The sequence below is a fragment of the Variovorax sp. AC194 genome, from assembly GCF_979257995.1.
Genome location: NZ_OZ409823.1, coordinates 5,192,799 through 5,215,249 on the forward strand (window position 1 = coordinate 5,192,799; position 22,451 = coordinate 5,215,249).

Annotated in this window: 24 protein-coding genes and 4 tRNA genes; 4 read left to right on the forward strand and 24 right to left on the reverse strand. The window is 67.8% G+C overall.

Annotation, left to right across the window (positions count from 1 at the left end; genetic code table 11):
• Nucleotides 1-84: 84 nt before the first annotated feature.
• Nucleotides 85-160 (forward strand) — tRNA-Ala (locus ACZYRS_RS24720).
• A 52-nt stretch (nucleotides 161-212) separates the two neighbouring features.
• Here the strand turns inward: ACZYRS_RS24720 and ACZYRS_RS24725 are convergent.
• Nucleotides 213-920 carry an SDR family NAD(P)-dependent oxidoreductase gene (locus tag ACZYRS_RS24725; protein WP_463421362.1) on the reverse strand — a complete coding sequence of 236 codons (708 nt, stop codon included), beginning with the start codon at nucleotides 918-920 and terminating at the stop codon, nucleotides 213-215.
• Between the two features lie 140 nt (nucleotides 921-1,060).
• Between ACZYRS_RS24725 and ACZYRS_RS24730 the strand changes: the two genes are divergently transcribed.
• Nucleotides 1,061-1,136: transfer RNA gene (locus ACZYRS_RS24730), tRNA-Lys, on the forward strand.
• A gap of 71 nt (nucleotides 1,137-1,207) precedes the next feature.
• On the opposite strand, the gene ACZYRS_RS24735 is transcribed toward ACZYRS_RS24730, so the two are convergent.
• Nucleotides 1,208-1,630 carry a hypothetical protein gene (locus ACZYRS_RS24735; protein WP_463421363.1) on the reverse strand — a complete coding sequence of 141 codons (423 nt, stop codon included), beginning with the start codon at nucleotides 1,628-1,630 and terminating at the stop codon, nucleotides 1,208-1,210.
• Between the two features lie 273 nt (nucleotides 1,631-1,903).
• Here ACZYRS_RS24735 and ACZYRS_RS24740 point away from each other — a divergent pair, with 273 nt between their 5' ends.
• A complete protein-coding gene (locus ACZYRS_RS24740; protein WP_198788137.1) occupies nucleotides 1,904-2,080 on the forward strand; it encodes a hypothetical protein in 177 nt (58 codons plus the stop codon).
• Between the two features lie 87 nt (nucleotides 2,081-2,167).
• Here the strand turns inward: ACZYRS_RS24740 and ACZYRS_RS24745 are convergent, their stop codons facing one another.
• The 5 genes from ACZYRS_RS24745 to ACZYRS_RS24765 form a co-directional block, all read right to left on the reverse strand.
• Complete coding sequence (locus tag ACZYRS_RS24745) at nucleotides 2,168-2,731, reverse strand: HNH endonuclease (RefSeq protein WP_463421364.1); 564 nt, start codon at nucleotides 2,729-2,731, stop codon at nucleotides 2,168-2,170.
• 53 nt (nucleotides 2,732-2,784) lie between these two features.
• Nucleotides 2,785-2,858: transfer RNA gene (locus ACZYRS_RS24750), tRNA-His, on the reverse strand.
• A 28-nt stretch (nucleotides 2,859-2,886) separates the two neighbouring features.
• The gene (locus ACZYRS_RS24755; RefSeq protein ID WP_463421365.1) at nucleotides 2,887-3,093 is read right to left on the reverse strand and encodes a short-chain dehydrogenase; all 207 of its coding nucleotides are present in this window, start codon (nucleotides 3,091-3,093) and stop codon (nucleotides 2,887-2,889) included.
• 34 nt (nucleotides 3,094-3,127) lie between these two features.
• Nucleotides 3,128-3,204 (reverse strand) — tRNA-Arg (locus tag ACZYRS_RS24760).
• A gap of 375 nt (nucleotides 3,205-3,579) precedes the next feature.
• Nucleotides 3,580-3,783, reverse strand: coding sequence for a hypothetical protein (locus ACZYRS_RS24765; RefSeq protein ID WP_144298954.1), 204 nt, complete (start codon nucleotides 3,781-3,783; stop codon nucleotides 3,580-3,582).
• Between the two features lie 136 nt (nucleotides 3,784-3,919).
• On the opposite strand from ACZYRS_RS24765, the gene ACZYRS_RS24770 reads away from it, so the two are divergent.
• On the forward strand, nucleotides 3,920-4,321 hold the full coding sequence (locus ACZYRS_RS24770) for a hypothetical protein (RefSeq protein WP_463421366.1): 402 nt from the start codon (nucleotides 3,920-3,922) through the stop codon (nucleotides 4,319-4,321).
• A 3-nt stretch (nucleotides 4,322-4,324) separates the two neighbouring features.
• Here ACZYRS_RS24770 and ACZYRS_RS24775 read toward each other — a convergent pair whose 3' ends face one another.
• The 17 genes from ACZYRS_RS24775 to ACZYRS_RS24855 all read right to left on the reverse strand — a co-directional run bounded on the left by ACZYRS_RS24775 (nucleotide 4,325) and on the right by ACZYRS_RS24855 (nucleotide 22,449).
• Nucleotides 4,325-4,786: an acyl-CoA thioesterase gene (locus tag ACZYRS_RS24775; protein ID WP_463421367.1), complete on the reverse strand. Its 462-nt coding sequence runs from the start codon at nucleotides 4,784-4,786 to the stop codon at nucleotides 4,325-4,327.
• A 2-nt stretch (nucleotides 4,787-4,788) separates the two neighbouring features.
• The gene (locus ACZYRS_RS24780; RefSeq protein ID WP_463421368.1) at nucleotides 4,789-5,319 is read right to left on the reverse strand and encodes a MarR family winged helix-turn-helix transcriptional regulator; all 531 of its coding nucleotides are present in this window, start codon (nucleotides 5,317-5,319) and stop codon (nucleotides 4,789-4,791) included.
• On the reverse strand, nucleotides 5,316-6,092 hold the full coding sequence (locus ACZYRS_RS24785) for an SDR family NAD(P)-dependent oxidoreductase (protein ID WP_463421369.1): 777 nt from the start codon (nucleotides 6,090-6,092) through the stop codon (nucleotides 5,316-5,318). The genes ACZYRS_RS24780 and ACZYRS_RS24785 overlap by 4 nt, the downstream gene beginning before the upstream one ends.
• A 70-nt stretch (nucleotides 6,093-6,162) precedes the next feature.
• On the reverse strand, nucleotides 6,163-7,749 hold the full coding sequence (locus ACZYRS_RS24790) for an ATP-dependent acyl-CoA ligase (RefSeq protein WP_463421370.1): 1,587 nt from the start codon (nucleotides 7,747-7,749) through the stop codon (nucleotides 6,163-6,165).
• Nucleotides 7,739-8,470: an ABC transporter ATP-binding protein gene (locus tag ACZYRS_RS24795; RefSeq protein ID WP_257858566.1), complete on the reverse strand. Its 732-nt coding sequence runs from the start codon at nucleotides 8,468-8,470 to the stop codon at nucleotides 7,739-7,741. The genes ACZYRS_RS24790 and ACZYRS_RS24795 overlap by 11 nt, the downstream gene beginning before the upstream one ends.
• 82 nt (nucleotides 8,471-8,552) lie before the next feature.
• Nucleotides 8,553-10,340 (reverse strand): branched-chain amino acid ABC transporter ATP-binding protein/permease, encoded by a 1,788-nt coding sequence (locus ACZYRS_RS24800; RefSeq protein WP_463421371.1) that lies wholly within the window; start codon nucleotides 10,338-10,340, stop codon nucleotides 8,553-8,555.
• Nucleotides 10,337-11,392 (reverse strand): branched-chain amino acid ABC transporter permease, encoded by a 1,056-nt coding sequence (locus ACZYRS_RS24805; protein WP_463421372.1) that lies wholly within the window; start codon nucleotides 11,390-11,392, stop codon nucleotides 10,337-10,339. The genes ACZYRS_RS24800 and ACZYRS_RS24805 overlap by 4 nt, the downstream gene beginning before the upstream one ends.
• A gap of 40 nt (nucleotides 11,393-11,432) precedes the next feature.
• Nucleotides 11,433-12,596, reverse strand: a complete 1,164-nt coding sequence (locus ACZYRS_RS24810; protein ID WP_463421373.1) for an ABC transporter substrate-binding protein — start codon at nucleotides 12,594-12,596, stop codon at nucleotides 11,433-11,435.
• A gap of 40 nt (nucleotides 12,597-12,636) precedes the next feature.
• Complete coding sequence (locus ACZYRS_RS24815) at nucleotides 12,637-13,110, reverse strand: aromatic-ring-hydroxylating dioxygenase subunit beta (protein ID WP_463421374.1); 474 nt, start codon at nucleotides 13,108-13,110, stop codon at nucleotides 12,637-12,639.
• Nucleotides 13,107-14,426, reverse strand: coding sequence for an aromatic ring-hydroxylating dioxygenase subunit alpha (locus tag ACZYRS_RS24820; RefSeq protein WP_463421375.1), 1,320 nt, complete (start codon nucleotides 14,424-14,426; stop codon nucleotides 13,107-13,109). Before ACZYRS_RS24820 ends, ACZYRS_RS24815 begins: the two co-directional genes overlap by 4 nt.
• Before the next feature lie 18 nt (nucleotides 14,427-14,444).
• Nucleotides 14,445-15,590, reverse strand: a complete 1,146-nt coding sequence (locus tag ACZYRS_RS24825) for an ABC transporter substrate-binding protein (protein ID WP_463421376.1) — start codon at nucleotides 15,588-15,590, stop codon at nucleotides 14,445-14,447.
• 41 nt (nucleotides 15,591-15,631) lie between these two features.
• A complete protein-coding gene (locus tag ACZYRS_RS24830; RefSeq protein WP_198788153.1) occupies nucleotides 15,632-16,801 on the reverse strand; it encodes an ABC transporter substrate-binding protein in 1,170 nt (389 codons plus the stop codon).
• 52 nt (nucleotides 16,802-16,853) lie between these two features.
• Nucleotides 16,854-17,579, reverse strand: coding sequence for an SDR family oxidoreductase (locus tag ACZYRS_RS24835; protein ID WP_354355661.1), 726 nt, complete (start codon nucleotides 17,577-17,579; stop codon nucleotides 16,854-16,856).
• Nucleotides 17,576-18,388 carry a cyclase family protein gene (locus ACZYRS_RS24840; RefSeq protein WP_463421377.1) on the reverse strand — a complete coding sequence of 271 codons (813 nt, stop codon included), beginning with the start codon at nucleotides 18,386-18,388 and terminating at the stop codon, nucleotides 17,576-17,578. Before ACZYRS_RS24840 ends, ACZYRS_RS24835 begins: the two co-directional genes overlap by 4 nt.
• A 16-nt stretch (nucleotides 18,389-18,404) precedes the next feature.
• Nucleotides 18,405-19,658 carry an SDR family NAD(P)-dependent oxidoreductase gene (locus ACZYRS_RS24845; protein ID WP_463421378.1) on the reverse strand — a complete coding sequence of 418 codons (1,254 nt, stop codon included), beginning with the start codon at nucleotides 19,656-19,658 and terminating at the stop codon, nucleotides 18,405-18,407.
• Nucleotides 19,655-20,827 (reverse strand): thiolase family protein, encoded by a 1,173-nt coding sequence (locus ACZYRS_RS24850; protein ID WP_463421379.1) that lies wholly within the window; start codon nucleotides 20,825-20,827, stop codon nucleotides 19,655-19,657. The genes ACZYRS_RS24845 and ACZYRS_RS24850 overlap by 4 nt, the downstream gene beginning before the upstream one ends.
• On the reverse strand, nucleotides 20,824-22,449 hold the full coding sequence (locus tag ACZYRS_RS24855) for an AMP-binding protein (protein WP_463421380.1): 1,626 nt from the start codon (nucleotides 22,447-22,449) through the stop codon (nucleotides 20,824-20,826). The genes ACZYRS_RS24850 and ACZYRS_RS24855 overlap by 4 nt, the downstream gene beginning before the upstream one ends.
• Nucleotides 22,450-22,451 lie beyond the last annotated feature (2 nt).

The following is a 22,451-nucleotide window of genomic DNA, read 5'->3' on the forward strand; positions in this document are numbered from 1 at the left end:
GCTGCTCTTGGTTTTTGGGAGGCGCGAATCTTGGCACGACAACGTGCGCGGGGACGGGAGTCTGGTTAGAATTTGCGCTGTGTTGGGGGGGTAGCTCAGCTGGGAGAGCGCCGCGTTCGCAATGCGGAGGTCGTGAGTTCGATCCTCATCCTCTCCACCAACCGATTTGAAAAAGGCCTTGGCAACCGCCAAGGCCTTTTCTTTTGGGTGGCTCAGGTATCGAGCGACAGATGCTGGCCATGCAACGCCGCGGCCGCGGGCGATGCGAGGAAGCCGATGGTCTGCGCCGCGACCGACGTCGACACCCACTCGGCCGGATTGGCATCGGGCATGGCCTGGCGATTCGCCGGTGTGTCCAGCACGCTCGGCGCCACGCTGTTCACGCTGACGCCATGCGGCGCGGCTTCGGCCGCCATCGCTTCCACCAGGCGCTGCAGCGCGCTCTTCGACGCGATGTACGCGGCCATCGCCGGCACGCCGCGCGAAGCGACCTTCGCCGTCACGGCGACGATGCGGCCGGCCTTGCGTTCGATCATCGAAGGCAGCACGGCCTGCGTCACCGCGACGAACGACCATGCGTTGAGATTCATCATCCGGTCCCAGCTCGCGCGCGAGAGCGCATGCGTGGCCTCGCCCATCTCGAAACCGCCGGCGATGTGCACGAGCGCGTCGACGCGGCCGAAGGCCTTGAGCGCCTGGCCGGTCAGTTCGGCCATGTCGGGCGCCGAGGTCACGTCGCCTGCGAGCAGCAGGTGCTGCGAGTTGTCGAGCCCCGGAAAGACTTCGGCCAGACGGCCCGCGTGGTGGTCGACCAGCGCAAGGCGCGCGCCCTGGTCGAGGAAGTGCTGCGCCACCGCGCGACCCAGTGCGCCTGCGGCACCTGTGATTACGACGTGGGGCGTGGTGTTTGCATCGCTCATGAAAATGCTCCTGTTTGAGGAGGGGCGAGGCCCCGTCGGTGGCGCATCCTAACGCCGCGGTTCACAATTTTTTTGGACGCCGGAAAATTCTGGGATATACTCGTGGTCTTGCCTGAAAACGCTAGTCGTTTACAGCGCTGGGGCTCTTAGCTCAGTTGGTAGAGCAGCGGACTCTTAATCCGTAGGTCGAGTGTTCGAGTCACTCAGGGCCCACCACCAACATGGCGGAAACGCTGAAAAAGCCTGCTACCTCACCGGTAGCAGGCTTTTTTATTTGCTCGCCGACATCACGGCGAACTCGCCCCGTCCTGCCGCGTGGCCCAGTCGTCCACGAATCTCGCGAGCACCTCGCGCTTCTCGCCGATCTCGGCCGCCAGATATTGGCGCGCATGCGCCTGGGCCAGTTCGTTCGACAGGAACCACTGCTCCCGCGCGGGGCTGCCTTGCGGCGGCGGCGTGCCCCAGGTGGCAACGCTCCTCCCAAGAAACGCTTCGGTGACGGGCAACCGCCCATCGGTCTTGCCGATGTCCGACAGCGCATTGCGCGGACCGCCGAGCGCGACACGCACCTGGACGACGTCGCTCTCCGCATGAACAGACGCGCCGAGCCCACCCGCCTGGTGCACCTGCCAGAGCTGCGCCGCGGACGCGTTGCGAACCCAGCTTTCGAGCGCGCGCGTCAAACTCTCGAGGATGATTTCTTTGTTCATATATGCACTATTTCACATTTAGGACTGCCAACCCCGGTCTTCGACCACGCAAATCTACAAAGTCCAACGCGTGACATGGCATCTTGTACCTGCTGTCACGCATCACAACAATCAGGATTCCAGGGACATCCCACTTCGAAGCAAACAGCTCGTTCGACCCGCTTCGGCGGGTTATTTTTTGCCCTCCAGCATCCAGGCCGAACGGCGACGTTCGGCGACAACACAATCCATGGTTCCGGCGAAGTGATTGCTGGCCTGCGCTATATTTCTCCCATGGAAAAGGCGTCCGACATAGGCAAACCCACCGTCCCCATCGACCTGATCGGGCCGGAACACTGGGGCCGCTCCAGGCGCGGCAATGGTCGGGTCACCAAAGTTCTCTGCATCATCGTCGGCGGCCTCGCGGCTGCGGGGGTGATCGCCTACCGGGTCTTCGGCGTGGGGCGCTGAGCGTTCCGTCCGCACAAGAAAAAGCCCGCTGTCCGACGACAGCGGGCTTTTTGCATGAGGGTCGAGCCGATGCACAGCAGCACCCTCTCACTGAAGCCGCGAGCCCTTGGGCAGCCGCCTGGCCAGCCACTCGTGCACGTCCGCGCGGATGTTGCGGCCTTCGAGCAGGAAGTTCTCGAAGCGGCTCGGCACATACGGCAGGTAGACCAGCGGCATGCCGGCTTCCTCCGGCGTGCGCGCGGCCTTCCTGTTGTTGCAGACGGCGCACGCGCTCACCAGGTTGGTCCAGGTCCACGGACCGCCGCGTGACTCGGGCAACACGTGCTCGCATTGAAGATCGCGTTCGGCGAACACGCCCGCGCAGTATGCGCAGGTGTGGCGGTCGCGGCGCACCAGCTTGCTCTTGGTGACGCCGGGCACCACGTCGAACAGGTTGATCTTCGACGCGCCGCGCAGCGCGATGATGGGCGCCACGTCGATGCGCGACTGCACACCGCGCGCCACGTTGAAACCGCCACGCAACGTGGCCAGCGGCAGGTCGCCGTCTTCCCACGCGACCGATCCGGTGGCGTAGTGCAGCACCGCCTGCTCCAGCGAAATCCAGGCTTGCGGCGTGCCCTGAATATCGAGTTGCAGGACGTGAGGTTGCATGATGGCTCGCCTCCTTTTGCGGCGATGGTCGAATGAGTGAAGAAAAAAAGAGATGGGGTACACGAACGGAATCGAACCGTCGTCAGCGGGACCACAACCCGCGGCTCTGCCATTGAGCTACGCGCACCATGAAGAGAAGAATGCCGATCGGCCCGCTACCACTCGCCCACTTCGCGCACGCGCTGGTCGAGATCGAGGCACTCGCGCAGTCGCGAATGGCCAAGCGAAGCGGACGCATCCGCCGTCGCACGCCCTGCATCGGCGCCGATGCCGAAGCGGCGGAAGAAGGCGAGCACCCTGCGGCTGCGCGGCTGGGCCGGGCGCACGGTGATCATCCGGATCGGGGTGTTGCGCTTGCGCATGGTGACTCCTTGGTTGTGACAGCAAACAAAAAACTGGCCCCACGTGCACGACTCGAACGTGCAACCCCTTGCTTCGTAGGCAAGTGCTCTGATCCATTGAGCTAACGCGGGATGAAAAACAAAAAGTGTCCGGTTACGAGTTCCGGCGCCGCCCAATCTTTGCGGCCGGTTTCCGCGGAAGGACCATCTGCAATGGCCCGGTCCCGCTCGGGTTCGGTGCGAAAAAAACGAATGACCGCTTTTCCATTTCGGTTGTGTCCTCACGCGACGGACAGCGCGCTGGGCGCTGCCCCGTACGACGTCGCTGCACAGGAGGGATCAGTTCCTGCACATCCCGCCAGACCGTCTACGCGGTGGGTCCTGGCGGTGTGGTGAAGGCACACCCGAAATGACAAAGCACGACAAACAAAGCAAAAACAAAACAAAAAGGCCCGGAAACCTTTCGGTGTCCGGGCCTCTGCTGGAGAGAGCTTGGAAGGTCTGCGCCTATGCGCAACCTCCACCCGGTAGCACCTGATCCTCGAACTTGCCAACGCGCAGGCGCGCTGCGGTTTGCGTGGCATGCACATAGCTCTGGCGCAGATTCGATTTCGACGACGGCATGCCGAACCCACCGCCACACGACCACACGCGCACGAACGCCCGGCCCGATGCGGGTCGAATGTTGGTGAGGGTCAATGCGGTGTTCACGATGGGTCCTGGTCAAAAATTGCCGCTGTCGGCTGTTGAGGATTGGAAAAAGGGGACGGCTTGCGCCGCGAATGAGGGCAACTGTAAATAGTGTTTACTGCAACGTCAACAACCGGGACAATCTTTTCTTGTCTTGTTGTTGTTTTTGAACAGAGTGCCCAATACCACCGTCGCGCGCCGTCGCAATGTCCTTGCGCTGCATCGCCGCTTTCTCGAGGGCGCCATTGCCGCCGGCCTGCCAGCCAAGGGGCTGGACCAGTCCTTCGCGAAGAAGATCGAAATCTCCCCCAGCATGTGGAGCCAGATCAAGAGTTCTCGCCCGATCGGCGACAACCTCGCGCGGCAGATCGAGCGGCATTGCGACGTCGAGTCCGGCTGGCTCGACAAGGAAGACCGCCCCTCCGAGGTACCGGACGCGGCGGAAGAGCGCTTCGTCGCGGCCGCACGCGAGGCGTGGCGCGCCGCCAATGCCAAAGGAAAAAGAGAGCTCAGCGGTTGGCTGAAGAAACACGCGCAAGACGCCGAGCCGGCGCCCTGAAGCTCAAGCCAGACCAGGCGCCTCGCGAAGGATCGCCGCGCGCATGTCGTCCGGAATCGCGACCGCGCGATGCGTCTCGAGCGATGTCGTCACGATCACCTGCGCCATCTGCATCCGCACTTCGCCACTTTCGGCACCGAAGCAGCGCACCGCCAGCGTCATCGAGCGCGAGCCCAGCCGCTCCACGACGAGCCCGAGCGTCACTCGATCGCCCATCCGGCTCACCGCACGAAAGTCCACCTCGAGCTTCACGGTCGGCAGCCCGATGCGGCGCTCGGCCACGAGCCCGTGATAGCTGAGCCCCAGCCCTTCGTTCACCCAGTCTTCGACGAGCCCGTTGAGCATCACGAAGTACTGCGGATAGAACACGATGCCCGCCGGATCGCAGTCCGAAAACCGGATCAGCCGCGGCCGCCGGAACTCCGCGCTCGCCGCAGCAAGGTCGACATGCGTGGCGTCGCTCATGCTCAACCCTCCTCGCTCCCGGCCTCGCCGCGCATCACATGCACGCGCAGCAGCCCGAGCTGACTGTGCATCTGCTTGACCGTCTTCATGTCCAGGCCCGAGAACATCTCGAGGATCCATTGCTCGTGCTCGCTCGCCATCGTCTCGAAGGTGCGGCGCCCGGCGGGCGTGAGGCTCACGATCCATGCGCGCCGGTCGTCGGGGCTGGGCGCGCGCGCCACCATGCCTTCGCGTTCGAGCTCGTCGGTCAGGCCGGTCACATTGCCGCCGGTCACCATCAGGTAGCGCGACAGCACGCGCATCTTGAGCCCGTCCTTGTAGCGGTGCAGCTGCGCCATGTAGTCGAAGCGCGCCAGCGAAATGCCGAAGCGCTCGCGCAGCCGGCGGCGGATCTCGGCCTCGATCTGCGTGGTGCTCGCGAGCATGCGCAGCCACAGCTTGAGCATCGCGTGGTCCTCGTGGCCAGCGCGGCCCTCGTGGCCGAGTTCTTCGGCGTCGCTGAGCGCGGCGTGCGAGGCATCGTTGCGTGTCATGTCACTTCTCCTCCCGAAACCGAAATCGACTGGCCGGTGACCGACGCGGCGCCCTCCCCGCACAGCCATCGCACGGCATCGGCCACTTCGGCCGGCTGCACGATGCGCTTCTGCGGGTTCACGCTGGAGAACTCCGCCAGCGCATCGGCCTCGCTGCGCCCGGTCTTGCCGACCACGTTGGCGACGCTGTTGCGCAGGATGTCGGTGTCCGTGTAGCCAGGGCACACGGCATTCACCGTGATGCCCTTGCGCGCCACTTCGAGCGCGAGCGATCGCGTGAGGCCGATCACGCCGTGCTTGGCCGCGGTATAGGCCGAGACGTAGGCGTAGCCCTTCTGCCCCGCCGTGCTCGCGATGTTGACGATGCGGCCCCAGCCCGCTTCGAGCATGTCGGGCAACGCGGCCTGCGCGCACAGGAAGCTGCCGGTGAGGTTCACCGACAGCATCCGCTGCCACAGCTCGACCGAGGTCTTGAGGAACGGCGCACTCTCTGCAGCGCCCGCGTTGTTGACGAGGATGACGATCGGGCCCCGCGCCGCACGCGCCTGCGCGAAGGCCGCCTGCACGCCCTCCGGATCGGCCACATCGGCCGTCGCCACGCCATGTCCGCTGCCGGCCAGCGAATCGGCCACGCGCTGAAGTGCCTCGCGGTCACGCCCCAGCAAGGTCAGCACAGCGCCTTCGGACGCCAGGGTGCGGGCGATCTCGGCGCCGATGCCGCGCGCCGCGCCGGTGACGAGTGCGTGACGGCCAGTGAGTAAATTTGATTGCATACCTGAATTGTTTAGTTCTGAATCATTTTAGCGATGTCCGATGGCCCGGACTGTCACTGCATGAAACGCCCTACGACCGCGCCGGACGGCCATCCCAGGTCTGCGGCCCCACCCCGCGCTCGCGCAGCTTGAACTTCTGCACCTTGCCGTTCTCGGTGCGCGGCAGGTCGGGCAGCACGTCGATGTAGCGCGGCACCGCGAAGTAAGGCAGGCGGCCTTCGCAGAAGCGCGCCAGTTCGACCGGGTCGATATGGGCACCTTGGCGGGCCACCAGCGCGGCCATCACCTCGTCCTCGGCCAGTTCGGAGCGCACCGGGTACACCGCGCACGAAGCCACGGCCGCATGGCTCAGCAGCACCTGCTCGACCTCGAACGAAGAGATGTTTTCGCCACGCCGGCGGATCGCATCCTTGATGCGGTCCACGAAGCGGAACGCGCCGTCCGCATCGCGCACCACGCGGTCGCCCGTGTGGAACCACAGGTTGCGCCATGCCTCGACCGTCTTCTCCGGCATGTTGAAGTAGCCGCTCGCAAAAGCGTAGGGCTCGTCCGCGCGCAGCAGCAGTTCGCCGGCTTCGCCGGGCGGCAGCGCCACGTCGTCCTCATCGGCCACGCAGGCCTGGAAGCCCGGCCGCAGCCAACCCATGACGCCACCACGCGGCGAATCGGGTGCAGTGGCGATCGCGAAGTTGGTTTCCGTCGAACCGTAGCCCTCGAGCAGCGACACGCCTGTGCGCGTCTTGAACGCCTGCCCCGCCGCCGCCGGCACGCCCGGCCCGAGCCCGATGCGCACGCGGTGATCGCGCTCGCCTTCGCCCTCGGGCTGCGCGAGCAGGATCGGCACCATCGCGCCCAACAGATAGACCACGGTCGCGCCGCTTGCGCGCATCGACGGCCAGAAGCCGGACGCCGAGAAGCGAGACTCGAAAACGACCTCGGCCCCGGTCAGCGCGGCCTGCGCGAAGGTGTTGAGCGCGTTGATGTGAAAGAGCGGCAGCGTGGTGCACAGCACGTCGTCGCCCCCGACACCGAGCACCTCGGCGCTGTTCACGCCCCACCAGAAATACTGCGCATGCGGGCAGATCACGCCCTTGGCCGGGCCGGTCGTGCCCGAGGTGTAGAGGATGGCGAGCGGATCGCCCGGCTGCACCGCGGCAGGCGCGATGGCCTCCGAGCCTTCCGGATAGTGCGAGACGCGCACCCCTGCAGGTGCCTCCCACGATGCAGCGCCCTCGCCGACCACCCACACTTCGCGCAATGCGGTGCGGCCGAGATCGGCCGTCTTCAACCGCTCTAGAAAACCCGCTTCGATCACCAGCAATTTCGCCGCACTGTTGGCCAGGAAGTATTCGATCTGCGGCCCCATCGACGCCGTATTGACCGGCACCACCGACGCGCCCATCCATCCCGCGCCGAGAAAGGTCTCCAGAAACTCGATGCGGTTGCCGCACATCACCGCGATGCGATCGCCGCGCGCCACGCCGGCCTGCGCCAGCGCTCCAGCGCGCACGGCTGCCGCCTCCGCTGCATCGCCGTGCGTCCACTGCCGCCCCGCGATCCGCAGCAGCGGTCGCGCGCCGAACTGCGCCGCCTGCCGCTGCAGCATCGCGGGCAGCGTGCGCTGGGCCGGCGGCAGTGCGCGCACCTCACTCGTCATCGTGCGTGCCTCCGCCGAGATAGGTCGCCTGCACGCGCGGATCGCTCGCCAGTTCGGCCGAGGCGCCCGAGAGCGCGATCTCGCCCGTCTCCAGCACATAGCCCTCGTCCGAGCTTTCGAGCGCGGCGCGCGCGTTCTGCTCCACCAGCAGGATCGAGACACCGTCTTCGCGCAGCTTGCGCACGATGGTGAGAATGTCCCGCACGATCAGCGGCGCGAGGCCCAGGCTCGGCTCGTCGAGCATCAGGAGGCGCGGCGCCGACATCAGCGCGCGCCCTACCGCCAGCATCTGCCGCTCGCCGCCCGAGAGCGTGTCGGCGCGCTGCGCACGGCGCTCCGCCAGCCGCGGGAAGCGGTCGTACACCGACTGCAGCTGCCGCTTCATTGCATCGCCGCGCAGCCGCTTGGCATAGGCGCCCAGCTGCAGGTTGTCGAGCACGGTGAGCTCGCCGAACAGCTCGCGCTTCTCGGGAACGAGGCACAGGCCCCGCTCCACGCGCGCCTCCACGTCGAGCCCTTGCAGGTCTTCGCCCTCGAAGCGCAGCGTGCCCTTGCACGGCAGCAAGCCCATGGCGGCGGCCAGCAGCGTGGTCTTGCCCGCGCCGTTCGGACCGATCACCGAAATGATCTGCCCCGGCTGCAGGTCGAGCGACACGCCGCGCACCGCCTCGACCTGCCCATAAGAGACATGCAGGTCACCGATCTCCAGCATCGCGGTCATTTGCTCACCCCCAGGCTTGTCACTTCGTGTACTTCTCCTACCCCCTGAAGGGGGCCCGCGCCTTCGGGCGGCCGTGCGGCGCTCATACGACGCTCCCCAGGTACGCCGCCTGCACGCGCTCGTCGGCGCGCACCGCCGACGGCACGCCCTCCACGAGCTTGGAGCCGAAGTTCATTACCACCAGACGGTCCACCAGTTTCATCACGAAGTCCATGTCGTGTTCGACGATCAGGATGGTCACGCCCTCCTCCCTCAGCTTGCGCAGCAGGTCGCCGAGCGCCATCTTTTCCTTGCGACGCAGGCCCGCCGCGGGCTCGTCGAGCACCAGCAGCACCGGGTCGGCGGCCAGTGCGCGCGCGATCTCCAGGATGCGCTGCGTGCCCAGCGGCAGGCTGCCCGCGAGCTCGTGCGCGCGGTCACCCAGGCCGATGCGGTCGAGCTGGCGCTGCGCCTCCTGCAGGATCTGCATCTCCTCCTTGCGATCGAGCCGCAGGCCCGCCTTCAGGATGCCCGAGCGCGTGCGCGAATGCGCGCCCAGCGCCACGTTGTCCAGGAGGCTCATGCGCGGCCTGAGCTTCACGTGCTGGAAGGTGCGCGCCAGGCCCAGCCGCGCCACCTGCCGCTGCGGCATGCCGGCGATGTCGTGGTCGAGAAAGCGCACCTGCCCCGAGGTCATCGGCAGCGTGCAGGTCAGCAGGTTGAACATGGTCGACTTGCCCGCGCCGTTCGGCCCGATCAGCCCGACGATCTCGCCGGCCTTCACGTCGAAGCTCACGTCGTTCACCGCCACGAGACCGCCGAAGCGCTTGACCGCGCCGTTCACCGACAGCACCTGCGTGCCGCGCGCCGGCAGTTGCCGGTGCGCGAGCGGCTCGACCGCCGGGGCATCGTGGCGAGACACACCCTGCGTGCCGCCGCGCCGGCGCGTCCAGCGCCGCAGCAAGCCCATCAACCCGCCGCGCGCAAAGTGCAGCAGCAGGATGAAGAGCGCGGCGAAGGCCACGGCCTCCAGCTGGCCCGCGCGCTGCGTGAGCATCGGCAGCACGTCCTGCAGCCCGTTCTTGAGCACCAGCACCAGCGCAGCGCCCACCAGCGCACCCGCCAGCTGCCCGAGCCCGCCGGCCACGGCCATCAGCAGGTACTCGATGCTCGCGCGCACGTCGAAGGGCGACGGGCTCACGAAGCGGTTCATGTGCGCATAGAGCCAGCCCGCGAGGCCCGCGAAGAGCGCGGCCGTCACGAACAGCGTGAGCCGCACGCGGTACGCATCCGCCCCCACGCTCGCCAGCAGCGTCGCGCCGCCGCGCAGCCCGCGGATCGCGCGCCCCGGCCGGGACTGCAGCAGGTTGTGACTGAAGAGGCACGCCAGCCCGACCACCAGCCAGATCAGGTAGTACATCGACCGCGGATCGGCCAGCGACCACCCCCCGACCTGCAGCGCCGGAATGTTCGACAGCCCCGTGTGCCGGCCGAGCGCATCGACGTTGCCGAACAGCATCGCGATCGACAGGCCCCACGCAATGGTGCTCAGCGGCAGGAAGTGCCCGCCGAGCCGCAACGTGAGCATGCCGATGGCCAGCGCCGAGAGGCCCGTGAGCAGCAGCGCGAACAGGAGCCCGATCCACGGCGACATGCCTTGCGCCGTCGTGAGCCACGCCGTCGCATAGGCCGCGATGCCCACGAAGGCTGCCTGCCCGAACGAGGTCGCGCCACCCACGCCGGTGAGCAGCACCAGCCCGAGGGCCACCAGCGCGCCGATGCCGATGTCGTTGAGGAGCGATACCGTGAAGCTGCCCGCCACCGCCGGCACGAGGGCCAGCACGACGACCACCACGGCGATCCACATCATGCGTTTGCGGTTGCCGTTCATTGGTCCACCTCGTCTTCTTCCTCTTCCGAATGGGTCACCATGAACGACCGCAGCATCAGCACCGGGATGAGCAGGCTGAACACGATCACGTCTTTCAGCGCGCCGCTCCAGAACGAGGCGAAGCTCTCCACCACGCCGACCGCGAGCGCGCCCACGGCCGTCATCGGATAGCTCACGAGCCCGCCGATGATCGCGGCCACGAAGGCCTTCAGGCCGATGATGAAACCCGAGTCGTAGTACATGGTCGTCACCGGCGCGATCAGCACCCCGATGAGCCCGGCCAGCAGCGATGCGCAGCCGTACGCCAGCAGCGCCGTGCGCACCGGCCGGATGCCGACCAGCCGCGCGCCGACGCGGTTCACCGCCGTCGCGCGCAGCGCCTTGCCGGCCACCGTGCGTTCGAACACGAGAAAGAACAATCCGCTCAGCACGATCGCCGCGCCCACCATCAGCACCACCTGGCCGCTGACCGTGAACCCGTCGCCGAGCGTGAACACCGCGCTCGTGAGCGGCGTGGTGCGCGAACCTTCAGGACCGAAGAACAAGAGACCCAGGCCCGAGAGCAGGAAGTGCAGCGCGAGCGACACGATCAGCAGCACCAGCACCGACGCATCGGCGATCGGCTGGAACACCACGCGTGCCAGCAGCGGCGCGATGGGCACGACCAGCAGCACCGCCACCGCGATATGCACCGCCACCGGCACGCCGGGCCGCGCCGCGAGCCATGCGAGCACGCACGGAATCGCGGGCAGCACGCCCCACATCAGCACCGCCTTCGGAATGCGCGCGCCCTCGCCGCGCCGCAGCAGGCTGCCGATTTCCGTTGCCAGCGCCAGCGCTGCGAGCACCGCCACCATGCCGATGGTCGCCGGCACGCGGCCGGTTTCGAAGGCCGCGAGCGACAGCGCCGCGAAGGCCGCGATGTCGCCGAACGGCACGAACACCACGCGTGTCACGGAAAAGATCAGCACCAGCCCCAGCCCGGCCAGCAAATAGACGGCACCGTTGGCCAGGCCGTCGGTGATGAGGATCAGCGCGACGTCCCACGTCATAGGAAAACCTCAGGAAAAAACATCGTCGTCGTCAAGCGGTTCAAGGTGCGAGCTTCCATTGGCCGTTGTCCAGCTTCACGATCACGCGGGCGCGCTCGTCCACGCCGTAGAGGCTGCCGGGCTTGAAGCTGTAGACGCCGTGCGTGCCCACCACTTCCTTGGTGCTGAAGATGGCATCGCGCAGCGCGACACGGAACTCGGCGGTTCCCGGCTCGGCCTTCTTCATGGCGCGCGAGGCGGCATCGGCGAACACCAGCCAGCCGTCGAAGGAATAGGCCGAGAAGGCATCGCTGGTCGGCGCGTTGTTGACCTTCTGGAACACCGCGCGGAACTCGGTCGCGATCTTCTTGGTCGGGTAGCTGTCGGGCAGTTGCTCGGCGACGATCACCGGGCCGGTGGGCATCAGCGCGTTCTGGCCCGCGGTGCCGACCACGCGCACGAAGTCGGGGTTGATCAGCCCGTGCTGGCCGTACACGCCGCCCTTGTAGCCGCGCTCCTGCAGCGCGAGGAACGGCAGCGCGCCCGGCGTGCCGGCGCCGCCGGTCATCACCGCGTCGGGGCGCAGCGCCACGATCTTGAGCACCTGGCCGGTCACCGAGGCATCGGCGCGCGCGTAGCGCTCGTTGCTCACCACCTTGATGCCCGCGCCGGGCGCGGCCTTCATGAGCGCGTCGTACACCAGGTCGCCCCACGCGTCGGTGAAGCCGATGTAGCCCACGGTCTTCACGTTGTTGCGCTTCATGCGCTCGACCACCGCGTCGATCATCAGCTGCGTGGGCTGCGCGACCGTCATGACCCAGGGGTTCTCGCTGGGGTCGAGCAGGATGGGCGTCAAGCCGATCATCGGCGTCTTCGCATCGCGGCCGACCTGCGCCATCGCGATGGCCGCCGGCACGCCCGAGGTGCCCATGAGCACGTCGACCTTTTCCTCTTCGACGAGCTTGCGCGCATTGCGCCCGGCGGTCGTGGGGTCGGAGCCGTCGTCCAGCACGATGAGCTGCACCTTGCGGCCGTTGATCTCGGGCTTGTAGGCAAGGGCCGCCTGCATGCCCTTCGCATAGGGCACGCCCAGCGAGGAGTTCGGCCCCGAGAGCGACACGCTCAGCCCGACCTTCAGGTCGGCCGCGAAAACGCTCGCAACGCCACAGGCGGTGAGCGCCGCGGCGAGGGCACCGCGCGTCAGGGTCAGCATCAGGCTCTTCATGTCGTAGCTCCAGTGAGGATGGTTGGAATGAACAGGTAACTCAGATGAACAACTGGATCGCCGGCAACGCGCGCGCGGCATTGAGCAGGTCGATGCGCTTCTCGCGGATCGACCAGCCCGAGGGTGTAGCTGGCGAACGCACGAGGTGGTGGCGGGCCGTGCCGCTCAGCAGGATCTGCGATTCGCCGCGCGCCTCGACATAGAGAAACGGCGTGCGCAGCCGCACCTCGTCGCCCGTCTCTTCCTCGATGCGCGAGGGCTGCAGCACATGCTGGCTGTGGCTCGCGGGATGCTGCGAATGCGCGCGCGGGTTCTTCAGGCGATCGACGCGCAGCTGCAGCAGCAACCGGTCTTCGTAGGCCAGCGAGTTGTGCGAGAACGGATCGGCCTGCGCCGCGCCGAGCAGCGGCACCCAGTAGTAGCCGTCATCGGCAAAGAGCGCGAGCCACTCGTCCAGGCGGCGCTCGTCGAGCAGCGCGGCCTCGTGGGCGATGAAGTCGCGGGGGTCGTTCATGCCGCGCCCTCCGATGCCATCGCCTTCGCCCAGGCGCGGAACTGGTTGCGCATGAGCAACTCGTTCGTGCCGTTGGTGGTGATGGTCGATTGCGCGAGCTCGGCCGCATCGAAGTTGCGGTGCAGGCTCACCCATTCGTTGCCGCCGGCGCGCAGGCCCTGCTGGATGCTCTCGAAGAGGTGCACGTCGTCATGCGCCACCACCGACATCGGCGAGAACACGAGCCGGTTGTAGCTCATCGCGCGCTCGAACAGGAGCGCGGGCGCACCGGCCGCGCGGAAGCTCCAGGCCTCGATCAGCGTGCGGTCGGCCGCGAGCGGGCGGATCACGCGGATGGCCTGCGGCGAGCCCTTCACGGAAAGGCTCGGATAGAAGACCGAGTTCTGCGGCGATCGCTGCAGGATGTCGGCCGCGCGCTCGGCGCCGTGCGCGGCCTGCATCGCGGCCTCGTATTCGGGCAGCTGCGCGTAGTTGGAGTGGATGCTGAAGTTCACCCCGAGCACGCTGTGCCCGTTGGCGAACACCCGCCCGCCCATCCTGTCGAAGAACTCGTAGCCCGAGCCGAAGGGCAGGATCTGCTCCATCGCCATCGGCTTGGGATCGGTGGGCGCGTGGCCCTCCCACAGCGCCTCGGCCGCCTTGGTGGCCGACTCGTGCGTGGACATCGGATGCACCGTGTCGTTGATGTTCTCCAGGTACATCTTCCAGTTGCAGTGGACGATGTTGCGCAGCACGCCGCCGCCCACGGTGAGCTTGCCTTGGGGCGAGCGATCGACCATGTTGTCGATGGCACCGAGCACCTCGCCGAAGTAGTCCTCGAACGCGGGGCCGGTGTCGGCCAGGCGCACGAACACGAAGTCGCGGTACACCTTCACATGCTTCACCACGGAAAGGCCCTGGCCCGATTCGCAGGCCTTGAGCTGCGTGCCCTCGTAGCCGTTCTTCAACGGCAGGCCCAGCGGCGCGCCGTCCAGCTTGTAGGTCCACGCGTGGTACGGGCAGCGAAAGAAGCGGCCGGTGTTGCCGCTCTCGTCCGTCACCAGCTGCGTGCCCTTGTGGGCGCAGCGGTTGTACATGACATGCACCGCCCCGTCGGGCTGCCGCACCATCAGCAGCGGCCGGCCCGCGACCTCCTGCGTCACGAAATCGCCCGCCTCGGGCACCTGGCTCGCGTGGCCGAGGAAGACCCAGGTGTTGGCGAACAGGCGCTCCTGCTCGAGCGCGAAGATCTCCTCGCTCAGGTACAGGTCGCGGTGCACGCGGTCGTCCTGCACCAGGGCGGCGATGCGGTCGGGATGATGGCGGTAGCTGGTCATCGGCGGGCGCTCAGCTTCTTAAGGAACGAGCTTCCACTGGCCCTTGTTCATCTGCACGATCACCACGCCGCGCTGGTCGGAGCCGTAGCGGTCGTCGGGCTTGAAGGTGTAGATGCCGTGCGTGCCCACCAATTCCTTGGTGCTCACGATGGCGTCGCGCAGTGCCGTGCGGTATTGCGGTGTGCCCGGCTCGCCCTTGGTGCGCGAGGCGGCGTCGGCCAGCAGCAGGTAGGCGTCGTAGGTGTACGAGGAGAAGGCATCGGTGGGCACCGCGCCGTTCACCTTCTGGTACGCATTGCGAAAGCCCATCGACACCTTCTTGATGGGGTTGCTGTCAGGCAACTGGTCGGCCACGAGCACCGGGCCGCTCGGCACCTGCAGGCCCTCGATGGAGGCGCCGCCCACGCGCACGAAATCGGCGTTGATGAGCCCGTGCGTGCCGTAGATCTTGCCCTTGTAGCCGCGCTCGGCGAGCGCGATGTAGGGCAGCGCGCCGGGCGTTCCGGAGTTGCCCGCGAACACCGCATCGGGCCGGGCCGCGACGATCTTCAGGATCTGCCCCGCCACCGACGAATCGCTGCGCGCATAGCGCTCGTTCGCCACCACCTTGATGCCGGCCGTGGCCGCGCTCTTGACCAGCGAGTCGTAGGCCAGGTCGCCCAGCGCGTCGGAAAAACCGATGAAGGCCACCGTCTTCACGCCGGACTTCTGCATGCGGTCCACCACGCCCGCGACCATGAGCGGAAAGGGCTGCGACACCGTCACCGTCCACGCGCCCTCGGGGCCGGCGATGGTCACCGGCGTGGGCGAGATCAGCGGCGTGTTCAGCTCGCGCGCCACCGAGGCGATGGCCATCGCGCCCGGCACGCCCGAGGTGCCGATGAGCACATCGACCTTGTCTTCGGTCACCAGCTTGCGGGCGTTGCGGCCGGCGGTGGTCGGGTCGGAGGCGTCATCGAGCACGATCAGCTGGACCTTGCGCCCGCCGATTTCCGGATGCTCCGCGATGGCTGCGCGAATGCCCTTTTCGTAGGGCACACCCAGTGCGGCGACCGGGCCCGACAGCGAGCTGATGAAGCCGATCTTCAGGTCGGCCGCCATGGCCTGTGCAGTTGCCAGTGCGACGGCGGTGAGACCGAGGATGCGGGCCAGTTTCTTTTTCATTGAGGGTGCTCCAGCGTGTGGCTTGCGTTGTGGGCTCTGCATCAGGGGACCAGCTTCCACTGCCCCTTTTCCAGCTTCACGACCACGCGCGAGCGTTCGTCCGACCCGTAGCGGTCGGTCGGCTTGAAGTTGTAGACGCTGTGCGTGCCCACCAGCTCCTTGGTGCTCACGATGGCGTCGCGCAGCGCAAGCCGGAACTGCGGCGTGCCGGGTTCGGCCTTGGTGGCGAGCGCGCGCTGGGCGGCATCGAGGTACAGCAGCCAGGCATCGAAGGTGTAGGCCGAGAAGGCATCGGTCGGCGGCGCGCCGTTGGCCTTCTGGTAGGCCGCGCGGAAGTCCATCGACACCTTGCGGATCGGGTTGTCGTTGGGCAGCTGCTCGGCCACGATCACCGGGCCGGTGGGTGCGAGCAGGCCTTCGACGGCGGCACCGCCCACGCGCACGAAGTCGGGGTTGATGAGCGCGTGCATGCCGTAGATCTGGCCCTTGTAGCCGCGCTCCGCGAGCGCCAGGTACGGCAGCGCGCCGGGCGTGCCCGAGGTGCCGGTGATCACCGCGTCGGGGCGCAGCGCCACGATCTTGAGCACCTGCCCGGTCACCGACGAATCGGCGCGCGCATAGCGCTCGTTCGACACGATCTTGATGCCCGCGGGCTCCGCGCTCTTTTGCAGCGCGTCGTACACCAGGTCGCCCCAGGCGTCGGAGAAGCCGATGTAGCCCACCGTCTTCACGCCCGACTTCTTCATGCGCTCGACCACCGCGCTCACCATGAGCGGCGCGGGCTGCGGCAGCGTGACCATCCACGCGCCCTCTTCGCCCGGCAGGTTGGCGTTGGCAATCGAGATGAGCGGCGTCTTCGTCTCGCGCGCCACGCCGGCGATGGCCAGCGCGCCAGGCGATCCTGCCGTGCCGATGATGACGTCGACCTTGTCCTCGTCGATCATCTTGCGGGCGTTGCGCGCGGCCGTGGTCGGGTCCGAGGCGTCGTCCAGCTGCACCAGCTGGATCTTGCGGCCGCCCAGGTCCGCCTTGTAGGCCAGCGCGGCCTTCATGCCCTTCTCGTAGGGAATGCCCAGCGACGACACCGGCCCCGAGAGCGACGTGATGAAGCCGACCTTGAGGTCGGCGGCCCAGGCGCCAGCGACGGCGCTCAGGGCGCCCAGGCCCACGGCGATGCCCGCGAGGGCACGGAATCGGTTCAGGACTTTCATGGCGATGCTCCAGAGGTGATGTTTTTTGAACGTAACGGAACGGGACTGAAAACTAGAGGGCCAGGCTGCCGACGCTGGTGCCGCCGCACACGTAGAGCACCTGGCCGGTGACAAAGCTGTTGTCGGCGTCGGCGAAGAAACGCACGGCGCGTGCCACGTCGGCCGATTCGCCCAGGCGCTTGACGGGCACGGAGGCCGCGAGCGCGCGTTCCTTCTCGCTGCCGGCTTCGACGACGTCGTAGAACATGTCGGTGCGGATCGGCCCGGGCGCCACCACGTTCACCGTGATGCCGTCGGCGGCCAGTTCCAGCGCCCAGGTGCGCGCCATGCCCAGCATGCCGGCCTTGGTCGCGGAATAGCTGGTGCGGGTCGCCAGGCCGAGCGCCGCGCGCGACGACAGCAGCACCACGCGGCCGAAGCGCTGCGCGCGCATGGCGGGCAACGCGCCCTGCACGAGCTGGATCGCGCAACCCAGGTGCAGGTCGACCAGCGCATCGAGGTCGTCGAGCTTCACATCGGGCAACAAGGCGGCGCGGATCACGCCGGCGTTGTGGACGATGGTGGTCGGCGCAAAGCGCTCGACCAGCTCGCGCACCGCCTCGCCCGTGGCCGCGCGGTCGCTCAGGTCGACCTCCAGGCTGTGCAACTTCGGGTGATCGATCTCTGCTTTGCGGCGCGCGAGCGACACCACCTCGTAGCCCTGCGCGAGCAGGTCTTCGCAGATCGCCTTGCCGATGCCGGCGCTGCCGCCGGTGACGGCCGCGACCTTCGGCGTCATGCCTGCGCTCCCACGAGCGCGAGCACGCGCAGCGGGCTGCCGCTGCCCTTCTCGATCTTGAGCGGTGGGCAGATCAGCACCGCGCCCGCGGGCGGCAGCAGGTCGAGGTTGCTCAGGCACTGCAGCCCATAGCGCCCGGCGCCATGCATGTAGTAGTGGCACGGATACGGCGGGCGCAAGTGATAGCCCTGCCCCGCATCGGTACCGATCGCCTCCGAGCCGAAGCCCAGCACGTCGCGCTGCTCCACCAGGAAGCGCACGGCCTCGGTGCTCGGGCCGGGCGTGTGCTGGCCGGTCTCATCGAAGTTCTGGTAGGCCTCGGGGTCGCTGCGCTTGGACCAGTCGGTGCGCATCAGCACCCACGCGCCCTTGGGGATGTGGCCGTGCGCGGCTTCGTAGCGCTCGATGTCGGCCACGCTCAGCAGGTAGTCGTCGTTGCCCTGCACATCGGCCGAGCAGTCGATCACGCAGGCCGGTGCCACGAAGTTCTGCACGGGGATGGTGTCCACCGAGTTGTTCGGCAGGTCGCGTCCGGAGATCCAGTGGATCGGCGCGTCGAAGTGCGTGCCGGTGTGCTCGCCGCAGGAGAAGTTGTTCCAGTACCAGCCCGGACCGCGCTCGTCGTACTTGGACACTTCCTCGATGCGGAAGGGCCAGCACTGGCCCATCTCGGGCGGCAGCGCGATCTGCGGGAACTCGGGCGTGAGCGTCTGCGTGAGGTCGATCACGCGGATGCGGCCGCTCGCCATGGCGGTCACGAGGCCGCCGAGGATGTCGGCGGCGGACATGAGGTCTGTGGTTGTCGTCATCGTGTGGCTCCTGTTCTCAGCCGCCTGCGGCCAGCTCGCGTTCGAGCACCTTGGGGTTGTCGCGCCAGCGCTCCAGCCACTCCTGCGCGACGTCGCCCGGGTAGACGTCTTCGACGCCATCGCGCAGCGCCTTCACGATGGCGTTGGCCAGCGCAGTGGGCGCGAGCTTGGGCGGCGGCGTGTGCTGGTTCCATTCGTCGTCGATGGGTCCGGGGAACACATTGATCACGCGGATGCCGGCCGGCCGCATCTCCGCGCGCAAGCACTGCGCGAGCGAATGCGCCGCCGCCTTCGAGGCGCTGAAGGTGCCGTGCGGCGGGAAGTTGCTCAGCGCATAGATCGACAGCAGGTTGACCCACGCCGTCGCGCCCGTCGCGCCATCGGCCGAGCGGCCCTTGAGCGCGGGGCCGAACTCTTGCGCGAGACGCAGCAGGCCGAAGTAGTTGATGTCCATCTCGGCCTTGGCGACATCGGTGCCGCGCCGCGCGCCGATGCCGAAGGTGCGGTGCACCTCGGCGTTGTTGATCACGATGTCGACCTTGCCGCCGATGGAGCCCGCGAGCTCGGTCACCTGGCGGCCGTTGGTGAGGTCCAGTGGCACCAGCGTCACCTGCGGCAGCGCCGAGATGTCGTCCAGCCCGTCGCCCATCTTCTTCCAGGGCTCGGCATGGCCGACCCAGACGATGTCGGCGCCGGCCTTCACCAACGCGCGCACGATGGCCTGGCCCGTCTCGGTCTTGCCGTCGGTCACCAGCGCCTTGCGGAACTTGGGGTCGCTGGTCATTTCACGAAGCATCTTGTCGTCGGCCATGTGGGCACTCCCTTCATTCGGAAAACCAATGAGAACGGCCTGGCCCGCGCGGTCGAGCCGGGCGCCCACGCGCACACGCGCGGGCGCATCGCCCACTTCGCCGTGCAGGTGGACCATGAGCGTCGGGCCGGCATCCAGGTGCACCAGGCCCAGCCGCCACGGCAGCCGTTCGCGAAAGAACAGATCGTTGCTGTGGTGCAGCGTGGTGCTGCCGAGCAGCTCGCCCTCGCCGCTCTGCGTGCGCCAGCGCAGCGCGGCCGAGAGGCACTTGTGGCAGACCTCGCGCGGCGGGTACTGCACCGTGCCGCAGTCTTCGCAGGTCTGCAGCTCGAAGCGGCCCTCTGCGGCGGCGGCCGTGAGGCCGAGCGCCACGCGGCCGCGCGCGCCGGGCGGCAGGTTCATCTGCCGGGTACGCAGCACCGGGTTCTTGCGCGGGGGGCGCATCAGGGGCATGGTCATGCGGCTCTCCCGAGGATGACGGCGCCTGTGCAGAGACACCGGTCGTAGGTCACCATGCCGAAGCCGGCGACGAGACCGAGTTGCGCGCCGGGCACCGCGCGCGCGCCGGCTTCGTCTGTCAACTGGCGGATCGCCTCGACCATGCCGAGGAAGCCGCCCGCCGCGCCGGCCTGCCCGGCCGAGAGCTGGCCGCCGCTCGTGTTGTTCGGAAAGCTGCCGTCGAAGGTCATGGTGTGCGATTGCACGAAGGCCGAGCCCTCGCCCTTCTCGCAGAAGCCCAGGTCCTCGAACTGCATCATCACGATGACGGGGTAGTCGTCGTAGGTCTGCACGAAGTCGAGCGCGGCGGGCTGCACGCCGGCCTGCGCATAGAGGTCGTCGCGGTCCTTGCGCCAGCCGCCCTGCACCATCACCGGGTCTTCGGCGTAGGCGTTGTGGCGCTCGATGGCGCCGCGGATCACGGCGTGCGGCAAGCCCAGGTCGCGGGCGCGCGCCTCGCTCATCACGAGGAAGGCGTCGGCGCCCGCGCAGGGCATCACGCAGTCGAAGAGATGGATCGGGTCGGAGATGGGCCGCGCGGCCATGTACTCCTCGAGCGTCAAGCCCTTCTTGAACATTGCGTTCGGGTTGCCGAGCGCGTTGGTGCGCTGGTCCACGCAGATGCGGCCGAAGTCCTCGCGCTTCGCGCCGTAGGTGCGCATGTAGTTGGCGGTGATGAACGCGAAGATCGAGTTCGGCCCGCCCGAGCCGTAGGGGTAGCTCGCATCGCGCGCGAAGTTGCTGAAGCTGCCGAGCGTCTGGCGGAAGGAGTCGACGTGGTTGGTGTCGGCGCCCACGCAGGCGACGATGTCGGCATCGCCCGCCTGCACGGCGCGCGCGGCGCGGCGCAGGCACATCACGCCCGAGGCGCCGCCGGTGGGCACGTGGTCGAGCCAGCGCGGCGACATGCCCAGATGCTGGGTCACGCCCACGGCCGTGTCGGGCGCGAGCGAGAAGCTGCTCAGGCACAGGCCGTCGATCTCTTCCTTCGGCACGCCGCTGGCTTCGACCAGTGCCTGCACGGCCTGGCCGATGAACCAGTGCGCGGTGTGCGTGGAGTAGCGCACGTAGGGCACCGTGATGGGCACGGCGACCGCGACGCCTTCGTAGGAAAGCCGGTTGCGGCTCATGCTTGCCTCTTCTTCATCGACCGGGTGTCGATGCAATGGTCCTGCCCCGGCAGCGACTGCGCCATCTCGCGCAGCTGACCGCGCTGGATCTTCTGCGAGGGCGTGAGCGGCAGCGCATCGACGAAGGCGACGTAGCCCGGCGCCTTGTAGTAAGCGAGTTGATCGAGCGCGTGCTGCACGATGCTGGCCGCGACCTGCTCGCGCTGCGATGCATCGGCGTCCTCGCGCATCACGATGCAGGCCAGCACCTCGTCGCCGCGCACCGCATCGGGCGTCGCGGCCACAGCCGATGTCTTCACGGCCGGGTGCTGGTTGAGCACGCTCTCGACCTCGACGGCCGAGATGTTCTCGCCGCTGCGGCGGATCACGTTCTTCTTGCGATCGACGAAGAAGAAGTTGCCCTCGGCGTCGCGGCGCACGAGGTCGCCGGTGTGGAACCAGCCGTCGGCCCAGGCTTCGCGCGTGGCTTCCTCGTCCTTCAGGTAGCCGGAGAAGAAGTAGCGCTTCGGGTCGTTGCCGGCCGAACGCACGAGCAGTTCGCCCGGTGCATCGACCCCCACATCACCGCCGTCTTCGCCCACGAGGCGGATCTGCACGAAGTCTTCCTGCCGGCCGAAGCAGCTCGTGCCCACGAGGCGCGGCTCGCGGTTGGCCATGATGCAGGCGGCCGCGCCGGTCTCGGTCATGGCCCAGGCCTCGACCAGCGGGAAGCCGAAGCGTTCTTCGAAAGGTGTGTGGTTCTTGCGGTCCACGCCGGCGCCGAAGCCCCAGCGGATCGCGTGGTCGCGGTCGGCGGCCGACGCAGGTGCGGACAGCAGCATCGCGGGCATCACGCCGAGGTAGTGAACGATGGTCGCGCCGCTCTCGCGCGCGCTCGCCAGCCAGGTCTTCGGATGGAAGCGGTCGAGCTGCACGAGGCACCCGCCCGCCACCAGCACCACCATGGTGGAGAACGCCATCGCGTTCATGTGGTTGAGCGGCAGCGGCGTGATGACGCGCTCGGTGTCGGGGCGAATGCTGCACACGCCGTCGAGCGCGGCGTACCACTCGCCTGCGCGCAGGAAGTAGGCGTTGCTCAGGATGCAGCCCTTGGGCCGCCCGGTGGTGCCCGAGGTGTAGAGCAGGCCGCATTCGGTGTCGATGCCGACGGGCTCGTGGGCGCGCGGCGCTGCTGCCTTCGCGCTGGGCACCGCGTCGTCGGGCCCCATCGTCTCGAAGACCACGCCAGCCTGCGCAGCGGCTGCGCGCAGGTCGTTCGCGCGCTCTGGCAGCGTGACGGCGAGGCCGATCTCGCTGTGGCCGATCAGGTAGACCAGTTCGGCTGAGCGCATCTCGGCATTGATCGGCACCACGCTCACGCCCAGTGCGTTGAGCGCGAACCAGTGGAAGAGGAAGGCCGGCCGGTTCTCCAGCAGCAGCCCGACGCGGTGGCCGTGCCCGTAGCCGGCCTTTGCGTAGGCCGCGCGCAGCCGCTCGACCTCTGTAGCGGCCTCGCCCCAGCGAATGGCACCGGCCGCTATGCCGTAGGCCGCAGCGGTCACCGATTCGGTGAACAGAAACTCGGCCTCCGGCGTGCGCGCTGCAGTCGCCGAGAAAACCTGATGGACGGTGGCGTGTTGCATCG

Coding starts and splice junctions, on each gene's coding strand:
- ACZYRS_RS24725 (WP_463421362.1), bottom strand. CDS start 920: ATGAGCGATGCAAACACCACGCCCCACGTCGTAATCACAGGTGCCGCA.
- ACZYRS_RS24735 (WP_463421363.1), bottom strand. CDS start 1,630: ATGAACAAAGAAATCATCCTCGAGAGTTTGACGCGCGCGCTCGAAAGC.
- ACZYRS_RS24740 (WP_198788137.1), top strand. CDS start 1,904: ATGGAAAAGGCGTCCGACATAGGCAAACCCACCGTCCCCATCGACCTG.
- ACZYRS_RS24745 (WP_463421364.1), bottom strand. CDS start 2,731: ATGCAACCTCACGTCCTGCAACTCGATATTCAGGGCACGCCGCAAGCC.
- ACZYRS_RS24755 (WP_463421365.1), bottom strand. CDS start 3,093: ATGCGCAAGCGCAACACCCCGATCCGGATGATCACCGTGCGCCCGGCC.
- ACZYRS_RS24775 (WP_463421367.1), bottom strand. CDS start 4,786: ATGAGCGACGCCACGCATGTCGACCTTGCTGCGGCGAGCGCGGAGTTC.
- ACZYRS_RS24780 (WP_463421368.1), bottom strand. CDS start 5,319: ATGACACGCAACGATGCCTCGCACGCCGCGCTCAGCGACGCCGAAGAA.
- ACZYRS_RS24785 (WP_463421369.1), bottom strand. CDS start 6,092: ATGCAATCAAATTTACTCACTGGCCGTCACGCACTCGTCACCGGCGCG.
- ACZYRS_RS24790 (WP_463421370.1), bottom strand. CDS start 7,749: ATGACGAGTGAGGTGCGCGCACTGCCGCCGGCCCAGCGCACGCTGCCC.
- ACZYRS_RS24795 (WP_257858566.1), bottom strand. CDS start 8,470: ATGACCGCGATGCTGGAGATCGGTGACCTGCATGTCTCTTATGGGCAG.
- ACZYRS_RS24800 (WP_463421371.1), bottom strand. CDS start 10,340: ATGAACGGCAACCGCAAACGCATGATGTGGATCGCCGTGGTGGTCGTC.
- ACZYRS_RS24805 (WP_463421372.1), bottom strand. CDS start 11,392: ATGACGTGGGACGTCGCGCTGATCCTCATCACCGACGGCCTGGCCAAC.
- ACZYRS_RS24810 (WP_463421373.1), bottom strand. CDS start 12,596: ATGAAGAGCCTGATGCTGACCCTGACGCGCGGTGCCCTCGCCGCGGCG.
- ACZYRS_RS24815 (WP_463421374.1), bottom strand. CDS start 13,110: ATGAACGACCCCCGCGACTTCATCGCCCACGAGGCCGCGCTGCTCGAC.
- ACZYRS_RS24820 (WP_463421375.1), bottom strand. CDS start 14,426: ATGACCAGCTACCGCCATCATCCCGACCGCATCGCCGCCCTGGTGCAG.
- ACZYRS_RS24825 (WP_463421376.1), bottom strand. CDS start 15,590: ATGAAAAAGAAACTGGCCCGCATCCTCGGTCTCACCGCCGTCGCACTG.
- ACZYRS_RS24830 (WP_198788153.1), bottom strand. CDS start 16,801: ATGAAAGTCCTGAACCGATTCCGTGCCCTCGCGGGCATCGCCGTGGGC.
- ACZYRS_RS24835 (WP_354355661.1), bottom strand. CDS start 17,579: ATGACGCCGAAGGTCGCGGCCGTCACCGGCGGCAGCGCCGGCATCGGC.
- ACZYRS_RS24840 (WP_463421377.1), bottom strand. CDS start 18,388: ATGACGACAACCACAGACCTCATGTCCGCCGCCGACATCCTCGGCGGC.
- ACZYRS_RS24845 (WP_463421378.1), bottom strand. CDS start 19,658: ATGACCATGCCCCTGATGCGCCCCCCGCGCAAGAACCCGGTGCTGCGT.
- ACZYRS_RS24850 (WP_463421379.1), bottom strand. CDS start 20,827: ATGAGCCGCAACCGGCTTTCCTACGAAGGCGTCGCGGTCGCCGTGCCC.
- ACZYRS_RS24855 (WP_463421380.1), bottom strand. CDS start 22,449: ATGCAACACGCCACCGTCCATCAGGTTTTCTCGGCGACTGCAGCGCGC.